At 39.4% G+C, this 14,246-nt stretch carries 12 protein-coding genes; 11 read left to right on the forward strand and 1 reads right to left on the reverse strand.

Annotation, left to right across the window (positions count from 1 at the left end; genetic code table 11):
• Positions 1 to 7 precede the first annotated feature (7 nt).
• Together whiA and N7Z68_RS12025 are read left to right on the forward strand one after the other, a co-directional pair.
• The gene (gene whiA, locus N7Z68_RS12020; protein ID WP_275118723.1) at positions 8 to 961 is read left to right on the forward strand and encodes a DNA-binding protein WhiA; all 954 of its coding nucleotides are present in this window, start codon (positions 8 to 10) and stop codon (positions 959 to 961) included.
• Positions 962 to 1,053: 92 nt separating this feature from the next.
• Positions 1,054 to 1,311: an HPr family phosphocarrier protein gene (locus N7Z68_RS12025; RefSeq protein ID WP_275118724.1), complete on the forward strand. Its 258-nt coding sequence runs from the start codon at positions 1,054 to 1,056 to the stop codon at positions 1,309 to 1,311.
• A gap of 325 nt (positions 1,312 to 1,636) precedes the next feature.
• On the opposite strand, the gene clpP is transcribed toward N7Z68_RS12025, so the two are convergent.
• Positions 1,637 to 2,254 (reverse strand): ATP-dependent Clp endopeptidase proteolytic subunit ClpP, encoded by a 618-nt coding sequence (gene clpP / locus N7Z68_RS12030; RefSeq protein ID WP_275118725.1) that lies wholly within the window; start codon positions 2,252 to 2,254, stop codon positions 1,637 to 1,639.
• A 441-nt stretch (positions 2,255 to 2,695) separates the two neighbouring features.
• On the opposite strand from clpP, the gene rpoN reads away from it, so the two are divergent.
• The 9 genes from rpoN (at position 2,696) to N7Z68_RS12075 (ending at position 13,425) form a co-directional block, all read left to right on the forward strand.
• Positions 2,696 to 4,039, forward strand: a complete 1,344-nt coding sequence (rpoN, locus tag N7Z68_RS12035; RefSeq protein WP_275118726.1) for an RNA polymerase factor sigma-54 — start codon at positions 2,696 to 2,698, stop codon at positions 4,037 to 4,039.
• Between the two features lie 11 nt (positions 4,040 to 4,050).
• Positions 4,051 to 4,302 (forward strand): glutaredoxin family protein, encoded by a 252-nt coding sequence (locus N7Z68_RS12040; RefSeq protein WP_275118727.1) that lies wholly within the window; start codon positions 4,051 to 4,053, stop codon positions 4,300 to 4,302.
• A gap of 151 nt (positions 4,303 to 4,453) precedes the next feature.
• On the forward strand, positions 4,454 to 5,470 hold the full coding sequence (locus N7Z68_RS12045) for a sugar-binding transcriptional regulator (RefSeq protein ID WP_275118728.1): 1,017 nt from the start codon (positions 4,454 to 4,456) through the stop codon (positions 5,468 to 5,470).
• A 249-nt stretch (positions 5,471 to 5,719) separates the two neighbouring features.
• Positions 5,720 to 6,727, forward strand: coding sequence for a type I glyceraldehyde-3-phosphate dehydrogenase (gene gap / locus N7Z68_RS12050; RefSeq protein ID WP_275118729.1), 1,008 nt, complete (start codon positions 5,720 to 5,722; stop codon positions 6,725 to 6,727).
• A gap of 108 nt (positions 6,728 to 6,835) precedes the next feature.
• Positions 6,836 to 8,020 (forward strand): phosphoglycerate kinase, encoded by a 1,185-nt coding sequence (locus N7Z68_RS12055; RefSeq protein ID WP_275118730.1) that lies wholly within the window; start codon positions 6,836 to 6,838, stop codon positions 8,018 to 8,020.
• A 20-nt stretch (positions 8,021 to 8,040) separates the two neighbouring features.
• Positions 8,041 to 8,793, forward strand: coding sequence for a triose-phosphate isomerase (gene tpiA, locus N7Z68_RS12060; RefSeq protein ID WP_275118731.1), 753 nt, complete (start codon positions 8,041 to 8,043; stop codon positions 8,791 to 8,793).
• Complete coding sequence (gene gpmI / locus N7Z68_RS12065; RefSeq protein ID WP_275118732.1) at positions 8,794 to 10,326, forward strand: 2,3-bisphosphoglycerate-independent phosphoglycerate mutase; 1,533 nt, start codon at positions 8,794 to 8,796, stop codon at positions 10,324 to 10,326.
• A gap of 136 nt (positions 10,327 to 10,462) precedes the next feature.
• Positions 10,463 to 11,746 (forward strand): phosphopyruvate hydratase, encoded by a 1,284-nt coding sequence (eno, locus tag N7Z68_RS12070; RefSeq protein WP_275118733.1) that lies wholly within the window; start codon positions 10,463 to 10,465, stop codon positions 11,744 to 11,746.
• 452 nt (positions 11,747 to 12,198) lie between these two features.
• Positions 12,199 to 13,425: an IS256 family transposase gene (locus N7Z68_RS12075; protein WP_275118734.1), complete on the forward strand. Its 1,227-nt coding sequence runs from the start codon at positions 12,199 to 12,201 to the stop codon at positions 13,423 to 13,425.
• Positions 13,426 to 14,246 lie beyond the last annotated feature (821 nt).

Consider the following 14,246-nt stretch of genomic DNA (forward strand, 5'->3'; position numbering starts at 1 on the left):
GAGACTGTTGTCATTTGCTGCAACTACAAAAAAAGAACTCACTCAATTAGAGGTAGATGAATGTTGTGCGAAAGCTGAGTTAACGGCTCTTATTCGAATGAACGGCTCTCTTGCATTTAGCAATCAAAAAATGATGTTAGATATTACGACAGAGAATGCCGCAATTGCGAGAAGAATCTATACACTAGTAAAGAGGTTATTTCCGCAAACTCATATGGAGTTACTCGTTCGAAAAAAGATGCGATTGAAAAAAAATAATGTCTATTTAGTGAGAATTTCACAAGAAGCGAGGCAAACTCTTGAGAATTTAGGTATTATAGGGGAAGGATTTACTTTTATCCGTACAATCTCTTCTACGATCGTACAGAAACATTGTTGCCGTCGTGGATACTTAAGGGGAGCTTTTCTAGCGGGAGGTTCAATTAACCATCCTGAAACGTCTTCTTATCATTTAGAAATCTTTTCACTGTATGAAGAGCATAATCAATCTTTATGTGAGTTAATGAATTCTTTTGATTTAAATGCGAAAACATTAGAACGTAAGAAAGGATTCATAACCTATATAAAAGAAAGTGAAAAGATTACCGAGTTTCTAAATATTATCGGAGCCCACCAAGCGTTACTCTATTTTGAAGATGTCCGCATCATGAAAGATATGAGGAACTCTGTCAACCGTCTTGTCAACTGTGAAACAGCGAACTTGAATAAAACGGTAGGGGCTGCTTTACGACAGGTGGAAAATATTCGCTTGGTTGATCGTGAAATCGGTTTAGTGAATTTGCCAGGCAAGCTGAGGGAAATTGCTGAGCTTCGAGTGAAGCACCAGGATGTGACCTTGAAAGAGCTAGGAGAGATGGTGTCTACCGGAAAAGTTAGTAAATCTGGAGTCAATCATCGCCTTCGTAAAATAGATGACTTAGCGGAACGGCTTCGTTCAGGTGAACAGTTAACAGGATTTTAAGATGAATGTTATTGTCTCTTTGGATGAACGAACCGAAACAAATCATAGGAAAAGACATATTTTATTTAGTGAAAAATTAGGAGGTAGTTCGCTTGATCCAAAAACAATTAGAAGTGAAATTAAAAACAGGTCTTCAAGCTCGACCAGCAGCACTATTTGTTCAAGAGGCTAACCGTTATTCTTCAGATATTTTTATTGAAAAAGACAATAAAAAAGTAAATGCGAAGAGTATTATGGGGATCATGAGCCTTGCGATCGGTAAAGGTGTTATGGTCAATGTGATCGTTGACGGTAAGGACGAAGAAGAAGCAATTGAAGCACTAGAAGCTTTTATTTCAAACGAAGAATAATTCAAAATCTGAGCGACGACAACTAGTCCAGCTCAGGTTTTTTTATTTGGTGGAGAGTCTGGCTTGGTGTTTGGCATTATTGCTTGCAATGTGCATAATTACAGATAGCTGCGAGCATCTGTAGATACGCCGATATAATGGAAGTTGCGCCGATAAGTGAGGTAGTCCCACCAAAACATGGAGCTCACTACATAAAAGTGGGAGAACTCCATGTAAAAGTAGATGCATCAACACCACAGCTAACGACTTAATCGGTTGCTTCTAACAAAACAACAGAAAATCCCCTGGCTTTAACGCGCTAGGGGATTTGACTTCGATCCGTTGATTACTTTTCAGTTGATGTTGATGAAATTACGTTGTCAATTAGACCGTATTCTTTTGCTTTTTCAGCAGTCATGAAGTTGTCACGGTCTGTGTCTCTTTCGATGACTTCTAACGGTTGACCCGTACGTTCTGATAAGATTTGATTTAAGTGCTCACGCATTTGGATAATACGTTTTGCGTGAATTTGGATGTCAGATGCTTGACCTTGAGTTCCTCCAAGTGGTTGGTGAATCATGACTTCACTATTAGGAAGTGCATAACGTTTTCCTTTTTCACCAGCTGCTAGTAAGAAAGCACCCATTGATGCAGCCATACCGATACAAATCGTAGAAACTTGTGGTTTAATATAATTCATTGTATCGTAAATCGCCATACCTGCTGTGATCGAACCACCTGGGCTGTTAATGTATAGTGAAATATCTTTTTCTGGATCTTCTGCTTGTAAGAAAAGTAATTGTGCTACGATAGAGTTGGCTACGTTATCATCAATTGCGCTTCCTAGCATAATAATACGATCTTTTAATAGACGTGAGTAAATGTCATAGGCACGTTCACCACGATTTGTTTGTTCAATAACTGTAGGAATTAAATTCATATTCATATCCTCCTTAGTTTTCATATAAATTCGAAGTAGTTATCTTGCTTTTAAGTAATGGTGTTCAATGAATATTGCTTACTTGTAAACATATGCGAAGATCTAATGGTCTTATGTATATCTTACTCAAAAGGTCAATAAAGGTCAAATAATAACTACCCTCTATATAATACTATTTCGCCTTTTTTACTTTCATCCCTCTTTCATCATTGCCGAAAATAAAAAAAATCAAACTTTATTTTACAGATTGGTTAACATTTTCTCTTTACAGAAACGAAAACTGTTCATAAACTATAATAAGAGACTATAAAATAGTTGAAAGATGTTAGGTTTTATTGTGTACGCGATTGAGAAAGCGCTTACAATTTTATGGAAGAAATGTTATCTCGTATGGTTACTATTGAAAATAGTTGCCGCAGTCAGACGAAGCATTTCAAAGATTAAATCATCAAGGGGAGAGTTGTTATGAGAATGGATGTTGGTCTTTTTCAACAACAGACTACAGGATTATATATGACCAAAGAACTTCGGCAAGCGATCTCACTCCTGCAATATTCAACGACAGAGTTGACTCAATATATACAAGAACAGGCGTTAGAAAATCCGCTGATAGAGCTAGAAGATCATTTTCAGGCTGAGCTTTTAAAGAGGGAAAAGCAAAGAGAAGATCTAGATGAGCGACAATGGGAGAGTGGGTATCGGGAGCAAGAAGTTTCTCCTCTTGATTTCGTTAGCAGTGATCGGTATAACCTACAAGACCACTTATTGTATCAGGCTAAATTTCTTAATTTAGATGAACAAAGCTACGAAATTCTTTGTTATTTCATTCTTCATGTCAATGGAGATGGCTACTTAAGTGAACCGGTTGAGAAAATGGTAGAAGAGTTAGGGATATCAGAGGAAGACGGTGAAGACGTCCTGATGGTATTGCAAAATATGGAACCAACCGGTGTGGGAGCGAGAAATCTTCAAGAGTGTCTTTTACTTCAACTAGCGAAAAGAAAAGATCGAAATATACTTGCGGAAATGATTATTGAGAATTATATGCAAATGTTAGCAGAAAGGCGTTGGAAGGAATTATCGAAGGAATTATCTGTGACCCTTCAGGAAATTCAACAAGTGTATGATCTTATCCAAACATTGCAGCCGAGACCAGGTGTTAATTATTCAGATGACCCGCCGAAGTATGTTCAGCCGGATGTAACGGTAGAAGAAATAGAGGGAGAACTCGTTGTCCTTGTTCATGATGACTTGCTCCCGAGAATTCAGTTAAATAAACAATATCAATCACTATTGCACGATAAAAGTTCTGATGCCAATGAATATGTGCGCAAAAAATATGATCAAGTGAAATGGTTATTAAAAAATATTAAACAACGTCAAGTGACTCTTTATCAAGTAACGGATGCAATTGTCCGTCACCAAAAAGAATTTTTTTATAAGGGAGCAGAGGCGTTACGGCCATTAACGTTAAAGCAAATTGCAGAAGAAATTGACGTCCACGAGTCTACGGTAAGTCGTGTGACGACGAATAAATACATGCAGTCGCCGCGCGGTCTTTTTGAATTGAAGTACTTTTTTACAACCGCCCTTACGAATGGGAACGCAGGGGAAACTTCTACCTCTTATGCAAAAGAAGTGATAAAATCGTTAATTGAGAAAGAAGATAAACGAAAGCCTTTATCTGATCAAAAAATTGTGGATGCTTTAAAAACGCAGCATGAAATTGAGCTATCGAGAAGAGCTGTTGCAAAGTATCGAGATGAGATGAAGATCCCGTCGTCTTCTAAGCGGAAACGATTTGAATAGTGGAGGTAGTTATGGGTAAGCTAAAAGTAACGTTTTATACAAAAGAAAATTGTTCCCTATGTGACAACGGGTTAGCGGTTTTAAAAATCATTCAAGAAGATATCCCCTTTGATATCGAAATGGTTGATATTTATAAAGACGACGAATTGTTAGAAAAATATCAAGTGATGATTCCAGTCGTTTCAATCGACGGTGAAGAAATTGATTACGGAATTGTGACAGAAGAAAAAATAAGAAAACGTTTACTTTCAGTTTGTCGATAAAATCTACTTGAAGTTTAGATCAGTTCCTTGTTACAATGAGTGTGTTGAAGGAATTGGTCTTTTTTTTACGGTAGATGGGACACATTTTGTCACACAGGGACATATAATGACCCTATAAAAGGGGATGTATAACAATAGAAGGAGAAAAAGGATGAGAAATCTTTTTGACATTCAACAAAAGCTCGTTCCTGATTTACTTGAGGTTTTGTTGAAGCGTTACAGAATACTCCAATACATTCGTTTGATGGAACCGATTGGACGAAGAAGTCTCTCTACTAGTATGGACATTAGTGAAAGAATTTTACGCAGTGAAGTTACTTTCCTGAAAGACCAACGCCTAGTTCATGTAGCAAGTGCAGGAATGAGTTTAACGAAAGAGGGTAAAAATTTATTACTGGAACTCGAAGGCATGATGAAAGAGTTATTAGGTTTGAAAGCTCTTGAAGAACAAATTGCACATGAATACCAATTAAAAAAAGTCATTGTCGTTCCGGGTGACAGTGATCAATATGATTGGGTAAAAAAAGAAATGGGGCGTGCTTGTGTCCACTACTTAAAGCAACATGTAGCCGATCAGGCGACAGTAGCAATAACAGGTGGTACAACCGTTGCAGCTGTTGCTGAAATGATGGGTTCGGATTTTCAGAGAGATGATTTGTTGTTTGTACCTGCAAGAGGTGGAATTGGAGAAGAAGTCGAAAATCAGGCAAATACGATTTGTGCTGAAATGGCAAGACAAACAGGTGCTTCGTATCGATTATTACATGTCCCTGATCAACTAAGTGAAGATACGTATTCTTCTTTAATATCAGAACCGTCTGTTCAAAGTGTTTTACACAACATTACGAGTGCCACTGTGGTTATTCACGGAATTGGAGAAGCTAAAACGATGGCCAAACGACGCGGGGCGTCAGAAGAGTTTTTACAAAAGCTTACGAACCACGAGGCAGTTGCTGAAGCTTTTGGTTATTATTTTGATCATTTAGGAGATATTATTCACAGGGAGCGTACAATCGGTCTTCAACTCGAGCACTTAAACGAAGAAAAGCAAGTCATCGCTATTGCAGGCGGCTCTTCGAAAAGTGTTGCGATCACCGCTTACTTAAAAAACCGAAAAAGCACCATCCTAATCACCGACGAAGGCGCAGCCAGACAAATGCTCAACTAACCTTTGTGCTTTGCGGTGCCAGGCACCTGTAGCGCTTTATCGCATGAAAGCTAACACATTTAGCTAGACAGAAATACCTAAAATTTTAAAAAAGGGCTCGCCCTTTTCATAAAAAACGATGAACAAGCATGCACAAATGACTAATGGAAGGCACCATTTCCCAAAAATGGTGCCAGGCACCTTTACTTAACTAAAGCGAATGCCAGCTGCTCATCGTTTACGTTTTATATACTAAGGAGGAAATTGAAAATGGCAACTAAAATTGGAATTAATGGATTTGGACGTATCGGAAGACTTGTATTTCGCGCAGCGCTTAAAAACCCTAACGTAGAGGTAGTTGCAATTAATGACTTAACAGATGCTAACATGTTAGCTCATCTTTTAAAATATGACTCAGTACACGGGAAACTTGATGCAGAAGTATCAGTTAACGGAGACAGCCTGGTTGTAAACGGTCAAGAGATCAAAGTTATCGCTGAGCGTGACCCAGCTCAATTAGGTTGGGGTAACCATGGTGTAGAAGTAGTAGTTGAATCAACTGGACGCTTCACAAACCGTGAAGATGCTGCGAAGCATATTGAAGCAGGAGCTAAGAAAGTCATCATCTCAGCACCAGCTAGCAACGAAGATATCACAGTAGTAATGGGTGTAAACCATGAGCAATATGATGCAGCTAGCCACCACGTCGTATCAAATGCATCTTGTACAACAAACTGCTTAGCACCATTCGCTAAAGTATTAAATGATCAATTTGGAATTCGCCGCGGTATGATGACAACGGTTCACTCATACACGAACGACCAACAAATCCTAGACTTACCGCACAAAGACTACCGTCGTGCACGTGCAGCAGCTGAAAACATTATCCCGACAACTACTGGTGCAGCGAAAGCAGTAGCGCTTGTTTTACCAGAGCTAAAAGGGAAATTAAACGGTGGAGCGATGCGTGTTCCAACTCCAAACGTTTCATTAGTAGACTTAGTTGTTGAACTTGATAAAGAAGTAACAGCTGAAGATGTTAACAACGCATTAAAAGAAGCTGCTGAAGGTCCATTAAAAGGAATTCTTGGTTACTCAGAAGAGCCGTTAGTTTCTGGTGACTACAACGGAAACCCACATTCTTCTACAATTGATGCTCTTTCTACAATGGTATTAGAAGGAAACATGGTAAAAGTAATTTCTTGGTACGATAACGAAGCAGGATATTCGTACAGAGTTGTAGATTTAGTTGAATATATGGCAAAGCAAGGACTATAATCGTTTATAGTGAAAGTTTTGGAAAGGGAGGAGAAATGCACCATACGTTTTTTCTCCCTTTTTCTCAAATCTTTCTAAATGTTGAGTTCAAATGAGGGGGTTCACTAAGTGAATAAGAAGTCAATTCGCGATGTTGAATTAACAGGAAAGAAAGTTTTTTGCCGTGTCGATTTTAATGTCCCAATGAACAATGGGGAAGTTACAGATGACACGAGAATTCGTGCTGCACTGCCAACGATTCAGCACCTGGTTGAACAAGGAGCAAAAGTCATCCTTGCGAGTCACCTTGGTCGTCCAAAAGGGCAAGTCGTTGAAGAGCTTCGCCTAGATGCGGTAGCGAAACGTTTAAGTGATTTATTACAAAAAGAAGTGACAAAAACAGACGAAGCATTCGGTGCTGATGTCGATCAAGCCATCTCGTCCATGCAAGAGGGAGATGTACTTCTTTTAGAAAACGTCCGTTTCTATCCAGGTGAAGAGAAAAATGCTCCTGAATTAGCACAGCAATTTGCAGCTTTAGCTGATCTGTATGTAAACGATGCATTCGGTGCTGCTCACCGCGCACACGCATCAACAGAAGGAATTGCCCACCACATTCCAGCGGTTGCAGGCTTTTTAATGGAAAAAGAGCTTGAAGTGTTAGGAAAAGCATTATCTAACCCAGAGCGTCCATTTACAGCGATAATCGGCGGGGCAAAAGTAAAAGATAAAATTGGGGTCATCGAAAACTTGCTTGAAAAAGTAGACAACCTAATTATCGGTGGCGGATTAGCATATACGTTTGTTAAAGCAAAAGGCTATGAAATCGGTCAATCTCTATTAGAAACAGATAAAATTGATTTAGCTAAAGGCTTTATCGAAAAAGCAGAACAAAAAGGCGTTAAATTATATATGCCAGAAGATGTTGTTGTCGCTAACGAATTTTCAAAAGATGCAACGACACAAGTTGTGGATATTGATCAAATCCCAGCGGACTGGCAAGGACTTGATATCGGACCGAAAACGGTTGATACATACCGTAATGTAATTCTAGATTCTAAGCTTGTTATTTGGAATGGACCGATGGGTGTTTTCGAATGGGAAGCATTTGCTAACGGAACAAAATCTGTAGCTGTTGCACTTGCGGATGCTAACGATACGTTCACTGTTATTGGTGGTGGAGACTCTGCAGCAGCAGTAGAGAAATTTGAATTAGCTGAAAGCATGAGCCACATCTCGACAGGTGGAGGCGCATCTTTAGAATTTATGGAAGGTAAAGACCTCCCGGGAGTAGTAGCTTTAAACGATAAGTAATCAAGAGAGGATGTTCATAATTGCGTAAACCTATCATTGCTGGAAACTGGAAAATGAACAAAACACTTGGTGAAGCACTTCAGTTTGTGGATCAAGTTAAAGGAGCAGTACCAACAAGTGAACAAGTCGACTCAGTGGTTTGTTCTCCTGCTTTATTCCTTGATGCACTAGTGAAAAGTGTAGAAGGAACAGAACTAAAAGTTGGGGCACAAACTATGCACTTTGAAGAAAGTGGTGCATTTACGGGTGAAATTAGTCCGGTCGCTCTATCTGACATCGGCGCAAGCTATGTGATTATCGGTCACTCGGAGCGTCGTGAAATGTTCAATGAAACGGATGAAACGGTCAATAAAAAAGTAAAATCAGCATTCGCACACCGTCTGATCCCAATTATGTGCTGCGGCGAAACGTTAGAGCAGCGTGAAGCGGGTCAAACGAATGAACTTGTTGGTGATCAAGTGAAAAAAGGTCTTGAAGGACTTTCAGAAGACCAAGTCAAACAACTTGTTATCGCATACGAGCCAATTTGGGCAATCGGTACAGGGAAATCTTCTTCTGCTCAAGAAGCGAATGAAACATGCGCACACATCCGTACAGTTGTGGCAGACATGTATTCACAAGAAGTGGCAGATGCTGTTCGGATTCAATACGGTGGAAGTGTAAAACCTGCAAACATCGCTGAGTATCTTGGTCAAAGTGACATCGACGGTGCATTAGTCGGTGGTGCAAGTTTAGAAGCTGATTCATTTTTACAGCTTTTGGAGGCAAAGTAAATGAGTAAGAAACCGGTGGCAATGATAATCCTTGATGGATTTGCCTTGAGAGATGAAACAAAGGGGAATGCGGTTACCCACGCGAAAAAGCCAAACTTTGACCGCTATTGGAACACCTATCCTCATGCACAATTAAAAGCCTCAGGTGAAGCGGTTGGTTTACCTGAAGGGCAAATGGGGAACTCGGAAGTGGGTCACTTAAACATTGGAGCTGGGAGAGTCGTTTACCAAAGTTTAACGAGAGTCAACCTGTCTATCCGTGAAGGTGATTTTTACGAAAACCAAACGTTCAACAAGGCCATGGATCATGTGAAAGAAAAAAATAGCAGCTTACATATTTACGGACTTCTTTCAGACGGCGGTGTTCATAGTCATATTGAACATTTGTTTGCCTTGCTGGAGATGGCTAAATCGAAAGGGCTAGACAAAGTATACATTCATGGATTTTTAGATGGCCGTGATGTTGGACCAACTACAGCGGAAGTGTACATTCGAGCACTTATCGATAAAACGGAAGATTTAGGTGTTGGTAAAATTGCGACCATTCACGGTAGATATTACGCGATGGACCGCGATCAACGCTGGGAACGTGTCGAAAAATCATATCGAGCAATGGTATACGGTGAAGGGCCTTCTTATCAAAACGCACTAGAAGTGTTAGAAGACTCTTACAAGAACGAAATTCACGATGAATTTGTTCTACCGTCTGTCATTAAAGATGAAAACGATCAAGCGGTTGGAACGATTAAAGATGACGATGCAGTTATTTTCTTTAACTTCCGTCCAGACCGTGCCATCCAAATGTCACAAGTGTTTACGAACGAAGATTTTAGAGGATTTGACCGTGGTGAGGCATTTCCGAGAAACTTACACTACGTCTGCTTAACCCATTTTAGTGAGACGGTTCAAGGGTTCGTGGCGTTCCAGCCAACAAACTTAGACAATACGTTAGGTGAAGTTCTTTCGCAACAAGGCTATAAACAGCTTCGAATTGCGGAAACGGAAAAATATCCTCACGTCACGTTCTTTTTCAGTGGTGGAAGAGAAGAGCCGTTTTCTGGTGAAGAACGTATTTTAATTGACTCGCCAAAAGTGGCTACATATGATTTAAAGCCAGAGATGAGTGCTTATGAAGTAACTGATGCCCTGCTAAAAGAGATCGAAGCAGATAAGCATGATGCGATTATTTTAAACTTTGCCAACCCGGACATGGTTGGACACTCAGGGATGTTAGATCCAACAGTAAAGGCCATTGAAGCTGTTGATGAGTGCTTAGGAAAAATAGTCGATGCGATCATTGCAAAAGGCGGCCATGCAATCATCACGGCAGACCACGGAAATGCCGATGAAGTAATCACTTTAGAAGGCACTCCAATGACTGCTCACACAACAAATCCGGTTCCAGTCATCGTAACAAAAGAAGGTGTGGAATTAAGAGAAGACGGGATTTTAGCTGATCTTTCTCCAACTCTTTTATACTTACTTGGCGGCGAACAACCGAAAGAAATGACAGGAAAAACATTAATTAAGTAAATTGTGTTAATTTTTTTGTGTCAGTAAAGGAATTTAAATTTTAATCACGAATGAGTGATAGGCAATAACGGACATCCTAGAAAAGGATACGATGATTATACTTAGTATTTTTATGAAAAAAGGGAGATGACTTAAAATGACAACAATTACTGATGTTTACGCACGCGAAGTTCTTGACTCTCGTGGAAATCCAACAGTTGAAGTAGAGGTATATTTAGAATCAGGTGCAATGGGCCGTGCGCTCGTGCCGAGTGGTGCATCTACAGGTGAATATGAGGCTGTAGAACTTCGTGACGGCGGCGACCGCTTCATGGGTAAAGGTGTTCAAAAAGCAGTTGAGCACGTAAACGAAGAAATCGCTCCAGAACTAATCGGATGGGATGCATTAGATCAACTTGGAATTGATGAATACATGATCGAGCTTGACGGATCAAGCAACAAAGGTAAATTAGGTGCCAACGCGATCTTAGGTGTATCTATGGCTGTTGCTCGCGCGGCTGCAGAAGCTCTTGGTATGCCATTATACATGTACTTAGGCGGCTTCAACGGTAAAACATTACCAGTTCCAATGATGAACATCTTAAACGGTGGAGAGCATGCGGATAACAACGTTGATATCCAAGAATTCATGGTTATGCCTGTAGGTGCTGAAACGTTCAAAGACGGTCTACGCATGGGGACAGAAATTTTCCATAACTTAAAATCTGTATTAAAAGCGAAAGGTCTTAACACAGCTGTAGGTGATGAGGGTGGATTTGCTCCAAACTTATCTTCAAACGAAGAAGCGCTTCAAACAATCATTGAAGCGATCGAAAAAGCTGGATACAAGCCGGGTGAAGAAATCGTTCTTGCACTTGACGTTGCAGCTTCTGAGCTTTACAGAGACGGTAAATACCACCTTGAAGGTGAAGGTGTTGTAAAAACTTCTGAAGAAATGATCGAGTTCTACAGCGACCTAGTAGCAAAATACCCAATCATCTCAATCGAAGACGGTTTAGACGAAAACGACTGGGACGGATGGAAAAAGTTAACGGACGAGCTTGGAACAAAAGTTCAATTAGTAGGTGACGATCTATTCGTTACAAACACAGAGAAGCTTTCTGAAGGCATTGAAAAAGGTGTAGGTAACTCAATCCTAATCAAAGTTAACCAAATCGGTACATTAACAGAAACATTTGATGCGATCGAGATGGCAAAACGTGCAGGCTACACAGCTGTTATCTCTCACCGTTCGGGTGAAACAGAAGACAGCACAATTGCTGATATCGCAGTAGCGACAAACGCTGGACAAATCAAAACAGGTGCTCCTTCACGTACAGACCGTGTAGCGAAGTACAACCAACTTCTTCGCATTGAAGACGACTTAGCAAACGTTGCGAAATACGACGGTAAAAAAGCATTTTATAACTTAAGCAAATAATAAGCGAAAAGAGGCTGATCGGCTAGGGTGTTCCCGCTGAGAGGCCTCTTTTTTGTTGGGAGACTTTTTTGTTCTAACATTTTACGGACACTCGTAATTCTGTACAAACAGGTAAGCTAGAATAATTTACTGATTCGGTAGGAATACGTGTGATGTGATAGTAAGGTGCTTAGGCAAGCCTGCTTTTTACGTAAAATTGTGGCGTAAAAAGAAGGAATGAGCCCGTGTTTTACTAATACTGGTAAAAGTGGGTCAGAAACAGCAGGAATGAGCCCGTGTTTTACTAATACTGGTAAAAGTGGGTCAGAAACAGCAGGAATGAGCCTGTTTCTTACTAATACTGGTAAAAGTGGGTCAGAAACAGGAGGAATGAGCCTGTTTTTTACTAATACTGAGAACGTATATAGTTTTGTGTAAATGGTTATACTTGCCAAAAAAGGAGATGACCATTTATGAGACAGTATGGAGATTTAACCATTAGAGAGTTGGCCAGTCAATGTGAAACGGTTGATGATATTCAAACAATGATTCGAGAGGTTTTTAAAGAGACGCTTCAAGTTATTTTTGAAGCTGAAATGGAACACCACCTTGGCTATTCGAAGCATCATATTGATGGAATACATTCTGGAAATAGTCGGAACGGATATAGTAAAAAGACTATTAAATCTAAGTTTGGAAATACAGTTTTAGATATTCCAAGAGACCGTAGAGGCGAGTATGAGCCCCAAATTATAAAGAAATATGAAACTACACTTAATGGACTTGATGAACAAATTATAGCCCTTTACTCAAAAGGAATGTCTACTCGTGATATAGAGGATCATATGCGAGGTATATATGGGATTAGTGTATCACCATCAATGGTAAGTAAGGTAACCGACAAAATTATTCCTACCATATACGAATGGCACTCTCGTCCTTTAGATCGTGTATACACCATTTTATATCTAGATGCTATTCATTTTAAAGTAAAGCAAGATAATCGTATTGTGAATAAGGCTGCCTATACTGTTTTAGGTGTGAATACAGAAGGTGAAAAAGATATATTAGGTATATGGATTGGCGAGAATGAAAGTGCTAGCTTCTGGTTAGGCGTGTGTACCGACTTAAAAAATAGAGGTGTCGAAGACATCCTCATCGCTTGTAAAGACGGCCTTTCAGGCTTTTCTGACGCGATAAATGCTGTGTTTCCTCAAACTAGAATTCAACTTTGTGTCATTCATCAAATTAGAAATAATATAAAATATATTCCGGCTAAGTACCGTACCGAGTTCTTAAACCATTTAAAGAAAGTTTATAAAGCATTTACTATCGAACAAGCCGAGCTTGCATTTGAAGAATTGAAGGAAGCTTGGGGAAAGAAATATCCTAAAGTGATCGCATCTTGGGAAACAAATTGGCTTGAACTTACTGCCTTTTTCGAGTACCCACCAGAAATTAGAAAAATGATTTATACAACTAATACTATTGAAGGTTTTCATCGACAGCTTAGAAAGGTAACAAAAACGAAGAACGCATACCCAACAGATGATTCATTAAGAAAGATTGTTTTCTTAGCTACGATGGATATTGTGAAGAAGTGGAATAGACCTCATCCTGGTTGGTTAGAATTGAAGGCACAGTTCGAAATCATGTTTGGGGATCGATTGATGATTGGTTCTTCAAACATAGATTCCTGACGTTTGAGTTTTTCGCTTTGGTTCTACCAAAAAAGGGGAAAGAAAAAAGAGAGAATGTGAATTCTCCCCTTTTTGCAGAACCCTGATAGGTGCTCGAGTTGCTCTCCAGCAGCGCCCTATCCCCCTATCAGGTAAGAGCTAGTATCAGTATAAACTTTTTATCAGAAAAAATTCATTTACACAAAATATTTTACATTCCCTACCCTTAGGCTTTTTTTCTCCATTTCTGCGTACCCTTAGGCTTTTTTTCTCCATTTCTGCGTACCCTTAGGCTTTTTTTCTCCATTTCTGCGTACCCTTAGGCTTTTTTTCTCCATTTCTGCGTACCCTTAGAACCCTTATCTCAAAATGAACTCTATTGAAGTTGTAAAAGCAGTATATTTCTACAGAGGGATTACAAGCTGCTATAATCACAATCATGCTTAACTTATGAATCTGATAAACGAATTGAAGCTTATCCTCAGAAACGAACACGAACTATCGACAGTTAATCACCTAAGAGTTCTTTATATAGCTTCGAACTCGCTTGCTTTAATAAATTTGATCATCTCACCCCCTTTTAGTGGCCTCTAATAGATATAGCCTTGGACTAATGGCAATCGAAGTCTAATTAGCTTTAGTTGTTCCTCTAGTGATGGCGAAGGTTACATTTAGTAACAATGGGTGGTTGAAAAACTAAGCATTAGTATTAGAGATTAAATGATTACTAGACAATAAGTGAATGCTGTATCAAATAACATAATACATAAAGTCAATTAATACAAAATCTATAACAAAACCAATAACAAATACCATTAGTGATTTGAAAAAACTCTAACAAA

It is taken from the genome of Alkalihalobacterium chitinilyticum (assembly GCF_029028005.1).
Classification (GTDB): domain Bacteria; phylum Bacillota; class Bacilli; order Bacillales; family Bacillaceae_F; genus Alkalihalobacterium; species Alkalihalobacterium chitinilyticum.

Coding starts and splice junctions, on each gene's coding strand:
- clpP (WP_275118725.1), bottom strand. CDS start 2,254: ATGAAAACTAAGGAGGATATGAATATGAATTTAATTCCTACAGTTATT.
- rpoN (WP_275118726.1), top strand. CDS start 2,696: ATGAGAATGGATGTTGGTCTTTTTCAACAACAGACTACAGGATTATAT.
- N7Z68_RS12040 (WP_275118727.1), top strand. CDS start 4,051: ATGGGTAAGCTAAAAGTAACGTTTTATACAAAAGAAAATTGTTCCCTA.
- N7Z68_RS12045 (WP_275118728.1), top strand. CDS start 4,454: ATGAGAAATCTTTTTGACATTCAACAAAAGCTCGTTCCTGATTTACTT.
- gap (WP_275118729.1), top strand. CDS start 5,720: ATGGCAACTAAAATTGGAATTAATGGATTTGGACGTATCGGAAGACTT.
- gpmI (WP_275118732.1), top strand. CDS start 8,794: ATGAGTAAGAAACCGGTGGCAATGATAATCCTTGATGGATTTGCCTTG.
- eno (WP_275118733.1), top strand. CDS start 10,463: ATGACAACAATTACTGATGTTTACGCACGCGAAGTTCTTGACTCTCGT.
- N7Z68_RS12075 (WP_275118734.1), top strand. CDS start 12,199: ATGAGACAGTATGGAGATTTAACCATTAGAGAGTTGGCCAGTCAATGT.